General features: G+C 71.6%; 19 protein-coding genes. 11 read left to right on the plus strand and 8 right to left on the minus strand.

Annotation, left to right across the window (positions count from 1 at the left end):
• Positions 1-26: 26 nt before the first annotated feature.
• The 4 genes from xseA to RB608_RS03700 are packed head-to-tail and all read left to right on the plus strand — an operon-like array spanning position 27 to position 2,091.
• A complete protein-coding gene (xseA, locus tag RB608_RS03685; protein ID WP_308086451.1) occupies positions 27-1,274 on the plus strand; it encodes an exodeoxyribonuclease VII large subunit in 1,248 nt (415 codons plus the stop codon).
• Positions 1,267-1,488, plus strand: a complete 222-nt coding sequence (locus tag RB608_RS03690) for an exodeoxyribonuclease VII small subunit (protein WP_308086452.1) — start codon at positions 1,267-1,269, stop codon at positions 1,486-1,488. Before xseA ends, RB608_RS03690 begins: the two co-directional genes overlap by 8 nt.
• 48 nt (positions 1,489-1,536) lie before the next feature.
• Positions 1,537-1,770, plus strand: a complete 234-nt coding sequence (locus tag RB608_RS03695; protein ID WP_308086453.1) for a ribbon-helix-helix domain-containing protein — start codon at positions 1,537-1,539, stop codon at positions 1,768-1,770.
• Positions 1,771-1,776: 6 nt separating this feature from the next.
• Positions 1,777-2,091, plus strand: coding sequence for a type II toxin-antitoxin system PemK/MazF family toxin (locus RB608_RS03700; RefSeq protein WP_282400872.1), 315 nt, complete (start codon positions 1,777-1,779; stop codon positions 2,089-2,091).
• Between the two features lie 22 nt (positions 2,092-2,113).
• Here RB608_RS03700 and RB608_RS03705 read toward each other — a convergent pair whose 3' ends face one another.
• The gene (locus RB608_RS03705; protein WP_308086454.1) at positions 2,114-2,995 is read right to left on the minus strand and encodes a hypothetical protein; all 882 of its coding nucleotides are present in this window, start codon (positions 2,993-2,995) and stop codon (positions 2,114-2,116) included.
• Positions 2,996-3,177: 182 nt separating this feature from the next.
• Entirely contained in the window at positions 3,178-3,759 is a 582-nt protein-coding gene (locus tag RB608_RS03710; RefSeq protein WP_308086455.1) for a DUF4245 family protein, read from the minus strand.
• Positions 3,760-3,869: 110 nt separating this feature from the next.
• On the opposite strand from RB608_RS03710, the gene RB608_RS03715 reads away from it, so the two are divergent.
• Genes RB608_RS03715 through glpX form a run of 5 tightly spaced genes read left to right on the plus strand, consistent with a single transcriptional unit; the run spans position 3,870 to position 7,996 of the window.
• A complete protein-coding gene (locus tag RB608_RS03715) occupies positions 3,870-4,280 on the plus strand; it encodes a TOBE domain-containing protein (protein WP_308086456.1) in 411 nt (136 codons plus the stop codon).
• An 11-nt stretch (positions 4,281-4,291) separates the two neighbouring features.
• Positions 4,292-5,095, plus strand: coding sequence for a molybdate ABC transporter substrate-binding protein (gene modA, locus RB608_RS03720; protein ID WP_308086457.1), 804 nt, complete (start codon positions 4,292-4,294; stop codon positions 5,093-5,095).
• A gap of 7 nt (positions 5,096-5,102) precedes the next feature.
• Positions 5,103-5,888: an ABC transporter permease gene (locus RB608_RS03725; protein ID WP_308086458.1), complete on the plus strand. Its 786-nt coding sequence runs from the start codon at positions 5,103-5,105 to the stop codon at positions 5,886-5,888.
• Complete coding sequence (locus tag RB608_RS03730; RefSeq protein WP_308086459.1) at positions 5,885-6,940, plus strand: ABC transporter ATP-binding protein; 1,056 nt, start codon at positions 5,885-5,887, stop codon at positions 6,938-6,940. Before RB608_RS03725 ends, RB608_RS03730 begins: the two co-directional genes overlap by 4 nt.
• Positions 6,941-6,982: 42 nt before the next feature.
• Positions 6,983-7,996, plus strand: a complete 1,014-nt coding sequence (gene glpX, locus RB608_RS03735; RefSeq protein ID WP_308086460.1) for a class II fructose-bisphosphatase — start codon at positions 6,983-6,985, stop codon at positions 7,994-7,996.
• Between the two features lie 94 nt (positions 7,997-8,090).
• On the opposite strand, the gene RB608_RS03740 is transcribed toward glpX, so the two are convergent.
• A complete protein-coding gene (locus tag RB608_RS03740) occupies positions 8,091-8,714 on the minus strand; it encodes a TetR family transcriptional regulator (RefSeq protein ID WP_308086461.1) in 624 nt (207 codons plus the stop codon).
• Between the two features lie 109 nt (positions 8,715-8,823).
• On the opposite strand from RB608_RS03740, the gene RB608_RS03745 reads away from it, so the two are divergent.
• On the plus strand, positions 8,824-9,555 hold the full coding sequence (locus tag RB608_RS03745) for a DUF981 family protein (RefSeq protein ID WP_308086462.1): 732 nt from the start codon (positions 8,824-8,826) through the stop codon (positions 9,553-9,555).
• 37 nt (positions 9,556-9,592) lie between these two features.
• Here RB608_RS03745 and RB608_RS03750 read toward each other — a convergent pair whose 3' ends face one another.
• Entirely contained in the window at positions 9,593-10,423 is an 831-nt protein-coding gene (locus RB608_RS03750; protein WP_308086463.1) for an alpha/beta fold hydrolase, read from the minus strand.
• A gap of 57 nt (positions 10,424-10,480) precedes the next feature.
• Here RB608_RS03750 and RB608_RS03755 point away from each other — a divergent pair, with 57 nt between their 5' ends.
• Complete coding sequence (locus RB608_RS03755) at positions 10,481-11,383, plus strand: alpha/beta hydrolase (RefSeq protein WP_308086464.1); 903 nt, start codon at positions 10,481-10,483, stop codon at positions 11,381-11,383.
• A 9-nt stretch (positions 11,384-11,392) separates the two neighbouring features.
• Here the strand turns inward: RB608_RS03755 and RB608_RS03760 are convergent, their stop codons facing one another.
• The 4 genes from RB608_RS03760 to RB608_RS03775 are packed head-to-tail and all read right to left on the minus strand — an operon-like array spanning position 11,393 to position 15,728.
• A complete protein-coding gene (locus RB608_RS03760) occupies positions 11,393-12,607 on the minus strand; it encodes a sn-glycerol-3-phosphate ABC transporter ATP-binding protein UgpC (RefSeq protein WP_308086465.1) in 1,215 nt (404 codons plus the stop codon).
• Between the two features lie 7 nt (positions 12,608-12,614).
• Entirely contained in the window at positions 12,615-13,460 is an 846-nt protein-coding gene (locus RB608_RS03765) for a carbohydrate ABC transporter permease (RefSeq protein ID WP_308086466.1), read from the minus strand.
• A gap of 4 nt (positions 13,461-13,464) precedes the next feature.
• On the minus strand, positions 13,465-14,388 hold the full coding sequence (locus RB608_RS03770) for a sugar ABC transporter permease (protein ID WP_308086467.1): 924 nt from the start codon (positions 14,386-14,388) through the stop codon (positions 13,465-13,467).
• A gap of 5 nt (positions 14,389-14,393) precedes the next feature.
• Complete coding sequence (locus RB608_RS03775; protein ID WP_308086468.1) at positions 14,394-15,728, minus strand: extracellular solute-binding protein; 1,335 nt, start codon at positions 15,726-15,728, stop codon at positions 14,394-14,396.
• Between the last annotated feature and the right edge of the window lie 27 nt (positions 15,729-15,755).

Genomic DNA, 15,755 nt, shown 5'->3' on the forward strand with positions numbered 1-15,755 from the left:
CGACACCCTGCCATAGGCTCGCGGCCGTGGCCCTCGAGACGTCGCTGGAGAAGCCGGCTCCGGTCCGGGCGATCGCGAACGCGCTCGCCGGCTGGATCGACCGGCTCGGCGCGGTGTGGGTCGAGGGCCAGGTGACCCAGATCAGCCGGCGCCCCGGCCTGGCGACGGTGTTCTTGACGCTGCGCGACTCGGTGGCCGACATCTCCGTGCCGGTCACCTGCTCCCGCGTCCTCTTCGACGGCCTGCCGACCCCCGTGACCGAGGGCGCGAGCGTGGTCATCCATGCCCGGCCGTCCTACTACGCCAACCGCGGCAGCCTGTCCCTCAACGCCCGCGAGATCCGGATGGTGGGCCTCGGCGAGCTGCTCGCCCGCCTCGAGCGCCGCCGCCAGCTGCTGGCCGCCGAGGGGCTGTTCGCCCAGGAGCGCAAGCGCCGGCTGCCCGCCGTACCGCGCCGGATCGGGCTGGTGACCGCTCCCACGTCGGCCGCCGAGCGCGACGTCGTCGAGAACGCCACCCGCCGCTGGCCGGCGGTCAGCTTCACCACCGCCTACGCGTCGATGCAGGGACAGCGCTCGGCGGCCGAGGTGATCGAGGCGGTCCGCCGGCTCGACGCGGATCCCGAGGTCGACGTCATCGTCGTGGCGCGCGGCGGCGGCTCGGTCGAGGACCTGCTGCCGTTCTCCGACGAGGGCCTGATCCGCGTCGTCGCCGCCGCCCGCACCCCCGTCGTCTCCGCGATCGGCCACGAGCCCGACTCCCCGCTGCTCGACCTGGTCGCCGACGTCCGCGCCTCCACGCCGACCGACGCGGCCAAGCTGATCGTGCCCGACATGACGCAGGAGCGGATGATGGTCGACCGCGCCCGCGACGCGCTGCGCCGCGCGGTCCGGCACCGCCTCGACCGCGAGCAGGCCCAGCTCGACGCCCTCCGCTCGCGGCCCGCCCTCGCCCACCCGGGCACCATGATCGACGCCCGCCTCGACGAGCTCGACGGCTGGCGCTCCCGCATCCGCCGCCAGCTCGAAGGCCAGCTCGACCGCGCCGCCGACGACCTCGACCACCGCCGCGCCCGGGTCCGCGCGCTCTCCCCGCTCGCCACCCTGCGCCGCGGGTACGCCGTACTCCAGGACGCCAACGGCCACGTCGTCACCTCCGTCCACGCCGTCGCCGCCGAGGCCCCGCTCTCCGTGCGCGTCGCCGACGGCCGCATCCACGTCACCGCCACCACGACCGAGCCGATCGTCGCATCGACCGAGGAGACCCATGACTGACGAGACGACGGAGTCCCCCGAGCTGTCCTACGAGGACGCCCGTGCCGAGCTGGTCGAGGTGGTCCGTCAGCTCGAGGCCGGCGGCACGTCCCTGGAGGAGTCGCTCGCGCTCTGGGAGCGCGGTGAGGCGCTGGCCACCACCTGCCAGGGCTGGCTCGACGGCGCCCGGGCCCGGCTCGAATCCGTGCTGGACGAGGGCGACGACGAGGACTGAGCTTCCCATGCCATTCCGCATTGGGATTCATATTGGTATGCTGGTGCCGTGAGCACCCAGATCGCCATCCGGCTACCGGACGACATGGTGGCCTTCCTCGATCGCCGGGTGGCCGAGGGCCGGGCCACCAGCCGAGCCGCGATCGTGAGCGCGGCGATCGAACGCGAGATACGTCGTCACGCCGCAGAGCAGGACGCGCAGATCCTCCGCGCACGAGGCGCCAGCGACGAGCTCGACGACCTGGTCGCCTGGAGTGCCCGCGCCGTGACACTCGAGGACTGATCCGGCTTGCGGGAGATCTGCCTCGCCCGTCTCGACAAGACGCGTCCCGTGGTGGTGCTGACGCGCGAAGCCGCGCGGGCTGCCATGACCAAAGTGAGCGTGGCACCGATCACCTCGACCGCCAAGGGCCTGTCCAGCGAGGTCCCCGTCGGTCCGGCCAACGGCCTGGACCAGGAGTGCGTCATCTCCTTGGACAACATCGTCACCATCCCCAGCGATCTCCTCGGCCGCACCGTCGGGTTCCTGCGCGACGACCAGGAGCCCGAGCTCGCCCGAGCACTGGTCCTCACCTTCGACCTGGACCTGCCGCTCCTGGGGTGAGGCGTCCGGGCCGCGCCGAACCTCAGCCGCGCGCCACCTCGTGGTCGAAGAGCCGCATGATGCGCCGCCGACGTCGAGCAACCAGCACGGCGGCAACCACGAGCACCACGGCGCAGATCACGGAGCCCACCGCGCCCACCGCCGATCCGTCGACGAGCAGGGCCACATTGACGTAGCCCATCGCGACGAGCACCGGCAGCACCAGCAGCCACCCCGCGCTGCCGACGCCCCGCCGGACCGCGTCGCGCGCCACGCTCTCGGCGGGCTCGTCGTCGGGATAGCGCACGTCGCCGGTGCCGACGCGTCTCTGCCGCCAGGCGAAACGGCCGGCGACCCGGCTCCTCTCCAGCCGGGTGAGCGCGGCCATCACCTCGGGTACGACGGCGGTGGGGGCGCCCCTCCGCGCTGCCTCCGCCGGCGGCGGCGCGCCTTCGGGGAGGGGGCGGATCTCCCGCGGGGCCGCAGCTGACGATGCCGGGGCGAACCCAGGTCTGAAGAACCATCGGTCCAGCGAGTCCGGATAGCGCGCCACGTAGTAGCCACTGACCTGGCGGGCGCGCAGCGCCCACAGGACACCCACCACCACCGCCGCGTCAACAGTCCCGGGCCCGACGTCGATCTCGTACCTGGCAGCCGGCTCCCACCACACTCCGGCCAGCGCCACGAAGATCATGACGCTCACCAGCAGCCCGAACAGTCCGAGTCCGAGGAAGACCAGACCGTAGATCGCCGCTTGGCGGGCGACCGATGCCGGCGCCTCGTCGTCCGGGTAGTTGCGCTTACCCCGGCCGACCTGGTTGAGCCGCATCGTGTAGCAGCGGACGGCATAGGACCGCTCCCAGGCCGTGAGACGCTGGAACAGCTCGGGGTCGAAGGTCCGGGGATCGCCGTCGCTGACCGCCATCCACATCACCAGAACTTCAGCTTCTTGACGGCGGACCTGACGCCAGCACCGCCCCACGACCCCAGGACGACGACGTGCCGGAGATCACATCGAGCGCCCGACGGTACTGGCCTCCGCGCGCGTCAGCAACCTTCTGCAAAAAGGTGGCGGGTCGGGCACACGGTCGAGGAGCGGTCCCGCTCTCAGCCGACGGGCGTGGTGACGAGCGCGTCGACCAGCGCTCGCAGGTCCTTCGCGGGCGCGGAGCCGAAGACCAGGACGGTCTCGTCGCCGACCTCCGCGACGTACGCCGCGTCGCCACCGGAGTCGGAGTAGCCCTCCCACTCCCGCGCCACGGGTGCAGGCACGTCGGACGGGACGGCGTAGTCGTCGGCCGGCTCGACGTTCTCGTCGACCCACTGGGACAGCAGCGCGGTGGCCGAGGCGTCCTCCTGACGCACGGCGGCGAACTTCCCGTCGTCGGTCAGCATCCGGACCATGAACACCGGGTCGTCGCCCGGCGTGACGTCGACGCCGGTGGCGATCCAGCCCTTCGGGAGGGTGGCCGGGTAGATCGGGGTCAGGCCGGCCTGCTGGGCGGACTGGACGGTCTCGACGTAGTCGACCGCCTCGGGCTCGATCTCGAAGTCGGAGCGGAAGGCGCCCATGAAGTAGAGCATGCCCACGATGGCCACGACGGTGACGACGAGCGAGGTCACGAGTCCCACCACCGACCGCTGATAGCGACCCGGGCTGCCCGACGGCTGTGCCTGCTGCGTGCTCATCTCGCGACCATTCTCCCAGCCGACCGGGAGCGGGTACGGCACACCCCCCAACTCCACGCATCTGCGTCGAATACTTGATGAATCGGTCGCAGATGCGCCAAAGTGACGTCATGACCGAGTACCGCGTCGCAGAGGCCGCCGAGCTGCTCGGCGTCTCGACGGACACCGTCCGCCGGTGGATCGAGGCGGGGCGGGTGGCCAGCACCACCGTCGACGGCCGCACCGTCGTCCCCGGCCCCGACCTCGCCGCGCTCGCGGCCTCCCTGGTCGACGAGGCCGACCGCGAGCGGACCCGCGCCGGCGCCGTCAGCGCCCGGAACCGGATGACCGGGATCGTCACCCGGGTCCTCGCCGACACGGTGATGGCCCAGGTCGAGATGGTGTGCGGCCCCTACCGGGTGGTCTCCCTGATGAGCGCGGAGGCGGCGCACGAGCTGGGCCTGCAGCCCGGCGTACGCGCGATCGCGTCGGTCAAGTCCACCACGGTCGTCGTCGAGCGACCCGTCCCGAGGAAGTCCTGAGGCCCGCCCCCGTGGAGAAGACCAAGAAGACCTGGCTCCGGCCGCGACGGCTCCTGAGCGTGACCAGCGCCGCCGTCCTGCTGGCCCTCCCGCTCACCGCCTGCGGCGACGACGGCGACAGCGGGGATGGCGGCGCGCAGACGCTGACCGTCTTTGCGGCCGCGTCGCTCACGAAGACCTTCGAGGAGCTCGAGAAGGAGTTCGAGGACGCTCACGACGGCGTCGACGTGAAGCTGTCCTTCGGCGGCTCCTCCGACCTCGTCGCGCAGATCGCCGAGGGCGCAGAGGCAGACGTGTTCGCGTCCGCCGACACCGCCAACATGGACAAGCTGGTCGCCGGTGGCCTGGCCGCCGGTGACCCGTCGGAGTTCGCGACCAACACCTTGATGATCGCCGTCCCGCCGGGCAACCCGGCGGGGATCGCGTCCCTCGCCGACCTGGCGGGGAAGGACGTCGATCTAGTGCTCTGCCAGCCCGAGGTCCCCTGCGGCAGCGCGGCGCTCAAGGTCGCCGACGCCGCCGGCCTGACGTTCTCCCCCGTCAGCGAGGAGGAGTCCGTCTCCGGCGTACTGACGAAGGTCGAGGACGGCGAGGCCGACGCCGGCCTGGTCTACGTGACCGACGTGAGCGGGGCGGGTGACAGGGTCGAGGGCATCGAGTTCCCCGAGTCGGGCGAGATCGTCAACCACTACCCGATCGTCGCCGTCGAGGAGTCGGCGCACCCCGATCTCGCCCAGGCGTGGATCGACCTCGTCCTCGGCGAGGGTCAGGCCGTCCTGGCCGCGGCCGGCTTCGGCGCACCGGAAGCCGAGTGACCGCTGCATGACCCGCTCCCGGCACGTCGGCCTGCCGCGCTGGCTCTTCGCCCCCGCGTTGCTGGCCGCCGTGTTCGTGGTGCTCCCGGTGGCCTCGATGACCACCCGGATCGACTGGGGCGACTTCCCCGGCCTGGTCACCTCGCAGGCCGCCCGGTCCGCGCTGCTCCTGAGCCTGAAGACCTCCTCGGCGAGCACCGTCCTGTGCCTGCTGCTCGGGATCCCGCTGGCGACGGTGCTGGCCCGCAGCGAGGCGCGCTGGCTCGGCGTCCTGCGCTCACTCGTGCTGCTCCCCCTCGTGCTGCCGCCCGTCGTCGGCGGCATCGCGCTGCTCTCCGCCTTCGGCAGGCAGGGCCTGCTCGGCGAGCACCTCGACACACTCGGCATCCGGATCGCGTTCTCCTCGATCGCTGTCGTCCTCGCCCAGACGTTCGTCTCCCTGCCGTTCCTGGTCGTCAGCCTGGAGGGGGCGCTGCGCACCGCCGGCGAGCGGTACGACGTCGTCGCGGCCTCCCTCGGCGCGCGGCCCACGACGGTCCTGCGCCGGGTCACCCTGCCGCTCGTCCTCCCCGGGCTGGCCTCGGGCGCCGTGCTCGCGTTCGCCAGGTCGCTGGGCGAGTTCGGCGCCACCATCACCTTCGCCGGGAGCCTCGAGGGCACCACCCGGACCCTCCCCCTGCTGATCTACAACCTCCGGGTCACCGACGCCGACGCGGCGGTCGCCATGTCCCTCGTCCTGGTCGTGGTCGCCGTGCTCGTCATCGGCCTGGTCCGCCCGCGGGGCTCCCTGTGAGCGCCCTGGTCGAGGTGGTCGTCGCCGAGCGCGGCGTCGACGTCGCCTTCGAGGTCGCCGACGGTGAGACCGTCGCGCTGCTCGGCCCGAACGGCGCCGGCAAGTCGACCACGCTCGCCGTGCTCGGTGGACTGTTGCGGCCCGACACCGGGCGGGTCCTGCTCGACGACGAGGTGCTGACGAGCTTCGGGCGCACCGGCCCCGTCCGCTGGGTCGCGCCGCACGCCCGGCGTACCGCGCTGCTGGCGCAGGACCCGCTCCTCTTCCCGCACCTCACCGTGCTGGAGAACGTCGCCTTCGGCCCGCGCAGCACCGGCGCCGGGCGCCGAGCTGCCCGCGCGGCGGCCGAGCACTGGCTGGCCGAGGTCGACGCCGCCGAGCTCGCCGGGCGCCGGCCCGCCCAGCTCTCGGGTGGCCAGGCCCAGCGGGTGGCGGTCGCCCGCGCCCTGGCCGCCGAGCCGCGGCTGCTGCTCCTCGACGAGCCGATGGCGGCGCTCGACGTGGCCGTGGCACCCGCCCTGCGCACCCTGTTCCGCCGGGTGCTCGCGGACCGGACGACCGTGATCGTCACCCACCACGTGCTCGACGCCCTCCTCCTGGCCGACCGCGTCGTCGTACTCGACGGCGGCCGGGTGGTCGAGCAGGGCGCCACCAGCGAGGTGCTGTCCCGCCCGCGCAGCGCCTTCGCGGCGCGGTTCGCGGGCCTCAACCTGGTCGCGGGCGACGCCACCCCCGACGGCGTACGACGCCCGGACGGTCTCGTCCTGCACGGCACGCCGGGCGCCCCGCCCCCGCGCGAGGGTGCCGCCGGGGTGGCGGTCTTCCGCCCGTCGGCCGTGGCCGTCCACCGCGAGCCGCCCGGGGGGAGCCCACGCAACGCCCTGCCTGTCGTCGTCACCGAGCTCGAGCCGCTCGGCGACCTGGTCCGGGTCCGCGCCGGCGACCTCGCCGCCGACGTGACCGTGGCATCGGTCGCCGAGCTCGGGCTGGCACCGGGCGCCGAGGTCACCTTCGTGGTCAAGGCGACCGAGGTGGATGTCTACGCACGGTAGGGAATCTCGGGGTGGACCGCGCGGAACGATAAGGTTCGCCTCATGAACGAAGCCCTCATCGTGGAGCCGCCCGCCCCCGACCGCAACCTCGCCCTGGAGCTGGTGCGCGTCACCGAGGCGGCCGCGATGGCGGCCGGGCGCTGGGTCGGGCGCGGCGACAAGAACGGCGCCGACGGCGTGGCCGTGCAGGCGATGCGGGTGATGATCTCGTCGGTCAGCATGAACGGCACCGTCGTCATCGGCGAGGGCGAGAAGGACAACGCCCCGATGCTCTACAACGGCGAGAGCGTCGGCGACGGCACCGGCCCCGAGTGCGATGTCGCGGTCGACCCGATCGACGGCACCACCCTGACCGCCAAGGGCATGGCCAACGCGGTCGCCGTGCTCGCCGTCGCCCCGCGCGGCACCATGTACGACCCGTCCGCGGTGTTCTACATGGAGAAGCTCGTCACCGGTCCCGAGGCCGCCGAGGTCGTCGACATCCGCTACCCCGTCGCCGAGAACATCCACCAGGTCGCCAAGTCCAAGGGCTCCAACCCGTCCGACGTCACCGTCGTCCTCCTCGACCGGCCGCGGCACGCGACCCTGGTCGAGGAGATCCGGGCGACCGGCGCCCGGATCAAGTTCATCACCGACGGCGACGTCGCGGGCGCGATCATGGCGGCCCGCGCCGACACCGGCATCGACCTGCTGATGGGCATCGGCGGCACCCCCGAGGGCATCATCGCCGCCTGCGCGATGAAGGCCATGGGCGGCACCATCCAGGGCCGACTGTGGCCCGCCGACGACGAGGAGCGCCAGCGCGCCATCGACGCCGGTCACGACCTCGACCCCGACCACATCCTCACCACCGACACCCTGGTCACCGGCGACGACTGCTTCTTCGTCGCCACCGGCATCACCGACGGCGAGCTGGTCCGCGGCGTCCGCTACCGCGCCGGCGGCGCCGTCACCCAGTCGCTGGTGATGCGCTCGCGCAGCGGCACGATCCGCACCATCACCTCCGAGCACCAGCTCTCGAAGCTCCGCGGCTTCAGCAGCATCGACTTCGACTGACCCGTGCGACGGGTCGGCTCGTCAGGGGATTCAATCTGCGACGGTTCGGCGCGCCGGGGGATTCAATCTGCGACGGTTCGGCGCGTCAGGGGATTCAACCTGCGACGGGTCGCGCATCGCGGACCAGCTCCAGCAGGCGCGCCACGTCGGTGACGGCGTCGGCCACCGGGTCCTCGTCGCCGGTGGCCGCGCCGTAGAGCAGCGCCGCGTCGAGCATCCGCACGACCAGGTCGAAGTGCCGGCTCGCCGCGACCTCCGCCCAGCCGCACCGCTCCAGGGCCTCGCGTAGCGCGTCCAGCAGGGCGGGCCGGGAGGCGGCCATGATCGGGCGCAGGTCGGGATCCGCCGTGGCCGCGAGCATCGGCTGCAGCCGGCGGGTGACCACGGCGCCGTCGAGCGCGGGCGCGTAGAGCACCTCGAGGAGCAGCGCCGCGGTGGCGCTCGCCGAGCGGCGGCGCCGCGGCAGTGACCGGGCGCGCTCGGCGGCGCCGGCGGAGCGGACCCGTTCGGCGGCGGCGACCGCGGCGGCGTACAGCTCCTGACGGGTCGGGAAGTAGTAGCCGGCCGATCCGGCCGGAACCCCGGCTGCGGCGGCGACCCGGCGGTGGGTCACGGCGTCCGGCCCCTCCTCGATGAGCAGGCGGGCGGCGGCGTCGACCATCGCCTGCTGGCGCTGCGCGCTGCGCGCGCGGGCCTTCGGGCGGGGTGCGGTAGCCACGGCGCCACCCTACGGGCGGCCCTCCAGCCGGAATAACTAAACGCGCGTATATGTTCAGTTGAGCGAGGGCCGAGATCCGGCCCCACGGTTCGACTCGAGGTGCAGCACGATGAACACCCTGGTGGCCCAGGAGGGCCTGAAGATCGACTGGGCGAACATGCCCACGTACAACACGATCATGGCGGTCGCCGTCGGCGCCGCGCTGATCGGACTGGTGATGCTGGGCCGCCAGCTCCTCACCTCCCCGCAGGAGGTCGAGGCCGACGGCTGGGCGCTCACCTTCGGCGTCCTCGGCGGCATCCTGACCGCGACCGGTCTGCACATGACGCTGACCTGGCCGCTCGCCGCCGGCGGATTCCCCTTCGACAACATCATCTTCGGTGAGACCAGCCTCGGGTTCGGCGTCCTGCTGGTCGGTGCGGCGCTCTACCTCTGGAAGCGCGGCACCGACGCGCTGGCCTCCAGCAAGCCCGTCGAGAAGCTGGCGCGCGTCGCCCAGCCGATCACCGTCTTCGTCGGCGGCCTGGGCCTCAGCCTGCTGGCGATCGCGGTGGCCGGCATCAAGTACCAGCTGTTCGCCGCTCCCCCGCAGGAGCCCATCTCGGGCGAGTTCGCGGACTACCCGCTGGTCGAGGCGATCTTCATGTCGGTCCTGATCGGCATCGTCGGCCTCGGCGCCCTCGCCTTCGCCGTCCTGGTGAACCGGATCCGCTCGACCGGCACCACTGGCGCCTGGGCCCGCGTCACCGGCTGGCTGTGGGCTCTCTCCGGCGCCCTGTTCCTGCTGTTCGGCGCGATGAACTTCTTCACCCACATCGGGCTCATCGTCAACACGATGTGAGCCGGTCCACCGTCGTACCGGACGACACGGTCGCGATTCAGGCCGAATCGCGACCGAATTGTCCGGTACGACGCGCGTCGGGGACCAGGAGCGCGGCCGCCACGACATCGATCACCCGCGGGTCCAGGGCCATGCCGATGTGCGACGCCCGGACCTCGACGGCGACACCGGCGGGATCGATGCAGGCCCGCCAGTCGACGATCCCGTCGCGGCGCGAGTAGATGTTGGTCATCGCCACGTCGGCACGCAGCGGCTCCTGCGACTCGGTGAAGCTCAGGTGCGCGCACTCCCCCGCGACGCAGTCCTCGCTCAGCAGACCGGGGACCCCGACGTCGGAGAGCCGGTTGAGCAGTCGCACCCCGCGGGTCAGCAGGGCGTGATGGGCCGCCGGCGCCCGCATCGGGCTGCCCAGGGTGACGATGCCCGACACCAGGTCGGGTCGTCGGGCGGCGAGACCGCGGGCGATCATCCCGCCGAGGCTGTGACCGACGATCAGGACCCGGGCGTCGCGCCGCTCGGCGATCCGCTCCAGACGGGTCTCGAGGGCCAGCGCCGAGCCGAGGGTGCAGCCGATGTTGGCGTGGATCTGTGAGCGATAGGTGCGGAACCCGCGGCCGCGCAGGTCCCGGGCCATGGCGGTGAGGGTCCAGTCGCCGGCCAGGAAGCCCGGGATCAGCAGGACGGGCTCGGCGAGCCGCTCGGCCGAACGCACCGCGACCGGGGTACGACGCCGCGCGCGTCGGGTCACGCCACTGCGGGCCGCGAGCCGGCCGGCCTCGGTCACGACACTGCCCTCGCGCAGCAGCGCGGCCAGCGCCGGGCGGCCGTAGCCGTCCGGCAGGAGCCAGGGTGCCAAGGTGTTGCTCACGTCACAGACCGTACCCAGTTGAAAGGACAACTACCCGCATTTCGGCACACTGGGGGCATGACCGTCTCGGACGAGCTGCTGGCCCCCGTGTCCCCCGGCGTCGAGCTGTGCTACCAGACCTTCGGCGACCCCGCCGGCGAGCCGCTGCTGCTGGTGATGGGGCTGGGCGGACCGATGACCTGGTGGCCGCGGGAGCTGTGTGAGGGACTGGCGGAGGCCGGCTTCCACGTCGTGCGCTACGACAACCGCGACACCGGCCGCTCGACCCGGATGAGTGGACGGGTGACCACGGGACGGCTGGCCCGGGCCTTCGTCGGCGCGCCCGGCCCGGCGCCGTACTCCATCGGAGACCTGGCGGGCGACGCCTTCGGCCTGCTCGACCATCTCGGCCTCGACTCCGCCCATGTCGTGGGTATCTCGATGGGCGGCATGGTCGCGCAGACGATGGCGCTCGAGGCTCCAGGCCGGGTGCGCAGCCTGACCAGCATGATGTCGACCACCGGACGGCGCGGCGTCGGCTGGCAGAGCCCCGCACTGCTGCCCACCCTGGTCACCCCGCGCGGCCCGGGCCGGGAGGCCTACATCCGCCGTGCGCTGGTCGTGTGGCGGATCATCGGCTCCCCCGGCTTCCCGCTGGACGAGGCCGAGCTGCGTCGCCGCGCCGGCGAGACCTGGGACCGCGGCATCGACGAGGCCGGCGTCCTGCGGCAGATGATGGCCGTGCTCACCCAGCCCGACCGCACCCGCCGCCTGGCGGACCTGCGGGTGCCGACCCTGGTCATGCACGGACTGGCGGACAAGATGGTCCACGTGTCCGGCGGACGAGCGAGCGCCACGGCGATCCACGGCGCCGAGCTGGTCGTGATCCCGGGGTGGGGCCACGACCTGCCGGCCGCGCTGTTCCCGACCTTCACCCGCGGCATCCGGCGCACGGCGGACCGGGCGCGCCGGCCGGCCTGACCATCGCGGTCAGGCGCTCACCCCGGCGCCCGCCCCCTCCCGTCCGGGCAGCCGTCCTGCGCGGGTGTGGTCGACGGTGAGGTTCTCTCCCGACGCCGGGTCGAAGAGGTGGATCCGGCGACCGTCGACCCAGATCTCGGCGTCCTGTCCCTCCGCGATCCGGCTGGCGCCGTCGAGCGAGACGACGAGCTGGGTGCGCATCGCCTCGCCGTCGAGGTCCTTCTCCAGCTGGTGCAGCTGCTGCTTCACCTCGTCGGGCGCCTCGAACGGGATGTAGGCGTAGGTCTCGTTGCCCAGCCACTCGACGGCATCCACCTTCGCGGAGAAGGTCGACCCGGTGCGGCCCTCGGCGGCGGCCAGGGAGGCGTCCTCGAAGTGCTCGGGCCGGATGCCGGCGATGAGCAGGCCGCGCCCGGCGGACCGCTCGGCCTTCTCGGCCGGGATGTCGACGCTGCCGAACGGCAGCTGCACCCGGTTGCCCTCGACGGTGGCCGGCAGGAAGTTCATCGGTGGTGAGCCGATGAAGCCGGCGACGAACAGGTTGCCGGGGTTCTCGTAGAGCTCGCGCGGCGTCGCGAGCTGCTGGAGGAGTCCGCGCTTGAGGACGGCGACCCGGTCACCGAGGGTCATCGCCTCGGTCTGGTCGTGGGTCACGTAGACGGTGGTGATGCCGAGCCGCTTCTGCAGCCGGGCGATCTCGGTGCGCATCTGGCCGCGCAGCTTGGCGTCGAGGTTGGACAGCGGCTCGTCGAAGAGGAACGCGTCGGCCTGCCGGACGATCGCCCGGCCCATGGCGACCCGCTGCCGCTGGCCGCCGGAGAGGTTGCCGGGCTTGCGCTCGAGGTGCTCGTCGAGCTCCAGGGTGGCCGAGGCCTCCCGCACCAGTCGGTCGACCTCGCTGTCCGGCTTCTTGGCCAGCCGGAGCGGGAAGGCGATGTTCTCGTAGACCGTCAGGTGCGGGTAGAGCGCATAGTTCTGGAACACCATGGCGAGGTTGCGCTCGCGCGGCGCGAGGTCGTTGACCCGCTTGTCCCCGATCATCATGTCGCCCGAGGTGATGTCCTCCAGGCCCACGATCATCCGCAGCAGGGTGGACTTCCCGCAGCCGGAGGGGCCGACGAGGATCATGAACTCCCCGTCGGCGACGTCGATCGAGACGTCGTTGACGGCCGGGAAGCCGTCGCCGTACTGCTTGACGATGTTCTTCATCGTGATGGCAGCCATCAGTGGTTCACCCCTTCACGGCGCCGGAGGTCAGGCCGGCGACGATCTTGCGCTGGAAGATCAGGACGATGACGACGATCGGGATGGTCGCGATGACCGCTCCCGCGGCGAGCAGCGAGGCCGGCCGGTTGAACGGGTCGGAGCCGACGAAGAACGACAGGGACGCCGGGATCGGGCGGGCGTTCTCGGTCGAGGTGAGCGAGATACCGAACACGAAGTCGTTCCAGGCGAAGAAGAAGGTCAGGATCGCGGCGGTGAAGACGCCCGGCGCCGCCAGCGGCACGATCACCTTGCGGAAGGCCTGCCACGACGTCGCGCCGTCGACCTGCGCGGCCTGCTCCATCTCCCACGGGATCTCCCGGAAGAACGCCGACAGCGTCCAGATGGCCAGCGGCAGGGTGAACGACATGTACGGGATGATCAGGCCCGGCCAGGTGTCGTAGAGCCCGATCGCCCGCCACATGTCGAACAGCGGGCCCACCAGCGAGACCACCGGGAACATCGCGATCGCCAGGGCGATGGTGAGCACGGCCTTCTTGCCGCGGAACTCCAGCCGGGCGATCGCGTACGCCGCCAGCGTGGCCACGACGACCGAGAGCAGGGTCGCGATCAGACTGATGCCGATCGAGTTGAAGATCGCGCGGCGGAACTGCTCGTTGTCCCACACCGCCTGGTAGTTGTCCCATCCCGCGCCACCCCCGTCGGAGGGGAAGAAGCCCGGGCTGCCGTTGGTGATCGCGGTCTCGGACTTGAAGGACAGCGAGATGATCCAGGCCACGGGCAGCAGGCACCAGATCATGATCAGGACGCAGCCGACGATGATGCCGACCCGGTTGCGGAGCTGGTTCTTCATCTCATCACTCCTGCCGTGCCTGCGCCAGGTCGACGCGGAAGACCTTGACGATCGCGAACGCCACCACCAGGACCGAGAGGAACAGCAGCACCGAGAGCGCTGAGCCCATGCCGAGCTGGAACTGCTCGATGGTCTGGCGGTAGGTCAGGAAGCTGATCGACTCGGTCTTCACCGCGCCGGCGGTCATCACGAAGATGTTGTCGAAGATCCGGTAGGCGTCGAGGGCCCGGAACAGGACGGCGACCATGATCGCCGCCCGCATGTTCGGCAGGATCACCTTGGTCAGCCGCTGCGTCCAGGTGGCGCCGTCGACCTTCGCCGCCTCGATCATGTCCTCGCTGACCTGCGCCAGCCCGGCGAGCAGCAGCAGCGACATGAACGGGGTGGTCTTCCAGATCTCCGAGACCATGATCGCGATCACCGCGGAGCCGGTCTCGCCGAACCAGTTGAAGTCGTCGCCGACGAAGGGCAGCCACCCGTTGACGAAGCCGTTCTGGAAGGAGAACGCGAACTGCCACGCGAAGCCCGAGACCACGGTGATGATGCCGTACGGGATCAGGATCGAGGTCCGGATGATGCCGCGGGCGAAGATCACCCGGTGCATGACCATGGCGAACGCGAAGCCGATCACCAGCTCGACGGCCACGGTCACCACCATGTAGAGAACGGTGATCGCGGTGGTCTGCCAGAACAGCGGGTCGGTCAGGGCGGTGAGGTAGTTGCTGACTCCGACGAAGTTGCGGTCGTCGGGGGCGGTGAGGGCGTAGTCGAAGGTGGACAGGTAGAGCGCCCGCAGCATCGGGAACGCCGTCACCAGCAGCATCAGCACGATCGCGGGCGCGACCAGCTTCTGGCCCAGGCGGGTCTCCGCCCGGGAGCGGTCGCTGACTGCGGCCTTGGCGGGCTTGCCCTTGACGGGTGCGGTCACGGTGCTCACAGCAGCGACTTCCCTTCCAGCACGTCCTTCAGGTAGGTCGCCGACTCCTCCGGCGTCTTCGCCGGGTCGACCGAGTTCGGCGAGTGCCACTGCGCCTGGATGGCGCCCGAGATCATCGCGTAGAAGGCGCTCTTGGGCCGGGGGCCACCCTCGTCGACGCTGGTGCGGAACAGCTCGATGAGGTCGGCCGGGTAGTCACCGCTGGCGACCACCTTGTCGTAGGCCGCGTTGGTCGAGGGCATCAGGCCGTTGTCGAGCGCCAGGTCCACCTGCGCCTGCTCCGAGGTGATGCAGCGGGCCGCCTCCATCGCGAAGTCGGGGTGCTCGCTGTAGGCACCGACGCCGATGTCGATCCCGCCGATCGGCGGCTTCGACTCCTCGCCCTCGACCGTCGCGGGGTAGCGGGCCCACCCGAGGTCGGCGAACTGCTGCTCGGTGACGTCTCCCCCGACCAGGCCCTCGTAGTTCTTGTAGACGAACGTCCAGTTGACCATGAACTCCCCGGCGCCGTCGGCCGGGAACATCTGCCCGAGGCTGGTGCCCTCGTTGGAGACCGTCAGGTCCGGCTGGGCCGCCTTCGAGTCGGCGAGCTCCTTGATGACCTCGGCGGCCTTGCGACCCGCGTCGGAGTCGATGTCGACCTTCGCGTCCCGCCCGGCCTCGGTGTCGGAGACGATGTCGCCGCCGGCGCCCTGGACCAGGGCGTTGATCCACACGACGTAGGCCTCGTACTTGTTGGCCTGGACGCCGACCGTGCCGCCGTTGTCGGCCGCGGCCTGGATCACCTGGTCCCAGGTGACCGGCTGGGTCATGTCGAGGCCGGCCGCCTGCGCGAGCGACTTGCGGTACCAGAGCACCTGGGTGTTGGCCCACAGCGGGATCGCGTAGACCTTGTCGTCCCAGGTGACGGTCTCGGCGGCGCCGGAGAGGTAGTCGCCCTCGCCCTCGACGCTGCCGGTGATCGCGTCGGCGAGGTCGCCGGTCACCTCCTGCAGCCAGCCCGCGTTGGCGAACTCCGCCACGAAGACGGGGTCGAGGTTCATCAGGTCGGTCGAGGAGTCCTCCGCCGCCAGGCGCCGGGCGAGCTGGGTGCGCTGGTCCGTGGCGCCGTTGGGGAGCAGCTGCACCTCGAGGTCGTAGTCGCCCGTGCTGCACTCCTTGGCGTACTTCTCGAAGGTGTCGACCCCGTCGGGGTTGACGTACCAGTTGAGCACCGGCTTCCCGGACCCACCGCAGGCGGCGAGGCTCCCGGCCGCGAGCGCCCCGACGACCGCGAGCGCGGCGCGTCGACGCCGGGATCCCCGTCCGAACGGACGGATCGTCGATCTCATCGCCTCGATCACCCCTCCCAGAGTGTG

Origin of the sequence: Nocardioides sp. LHD-245 (assembly GCF_030929495.1) — a bacterium.
Classification (GTDB): Bacteria; Actinomycetota; Actinomycetes; order Propionibacteriales; family Nocardioidaceae; genus Nocardioides.

Coding starts and splice junctions, on each gene's coding strand:
- RB608_RS03690 (WP_308086452.1), top strand. CDS start 1,267: ATGACTGACGAGACGACGGAGTCCCCCGAGCTGTCCTACGAGGACGCC.
- RB608_RS03705 (WP_308086454.1), bottom strand. CDS start 2,995: ATGGCGGTCAGCGACGGCGATCCCCGGACCTTCGACCCCGAGCTGTTC.
- RB608_RS03710 (WP_308086455.1), bottom strand. CDS start 3,759: ATGAGCACGCAGCAGGCACAGCCGTCGGGCAGCCCGGGTCGCTATCAG.
- RB608_RS03715 (WP_308086456.1), top strand. CDS start 3,870: ATGACCGAGTACCGCGTCGCAGAGGCCGCCGAGCTGCTCGGCGTCTCG.
- RB608_RS03725 (WP_308086458.1), top strand. CDS start 5,103: ATGACCCGCTCCCGGCACGTCGGCCTGCCGCGCTGGCTCTTCGCCCCC.
- glpX (WP_308086460.1), top strand. CDS start 6,983: ATGAACGAAGCCCTCATCGTGGAGCCGCCCGCCCCCGACCGCAACCTC.
- RB608_RS03745 (WP_308086462.1), top strand. CDS start 8,824: ATGAACACCCTGGTGGCCCAGGAGGGCCTGAAGATCGACTGGGCGAAC.
- RB608_RS03755 (WP_308086464.1), top strand. CDS start 10,481: ATGACCGTCTCGGACGAGCTGCTGGCCCCCGTGTCCCCCGGCGTCGAG.
- RB608_RS03760 (WP_308086465.1), bottom strand. CDS start 12,607: ATGGCTGCCATCACGATGAAGAACATCGTCAAGCAGTACGGCGACGGC.
- RB608_RS03765 (WP_308086466.1), bottom strand. CDS start 13,460: ATGAAGAACCAGCTCCGCAACCGGGTCGGCATCATCGTCGGCTGCGTC.
- RB608_RS03775 (WP_308086468.1), bottom strand. CDS start 15,728: ATGAGATCGACGATCCGTCCGTTCGGACGGGGATCCCGGCGTCGACGC.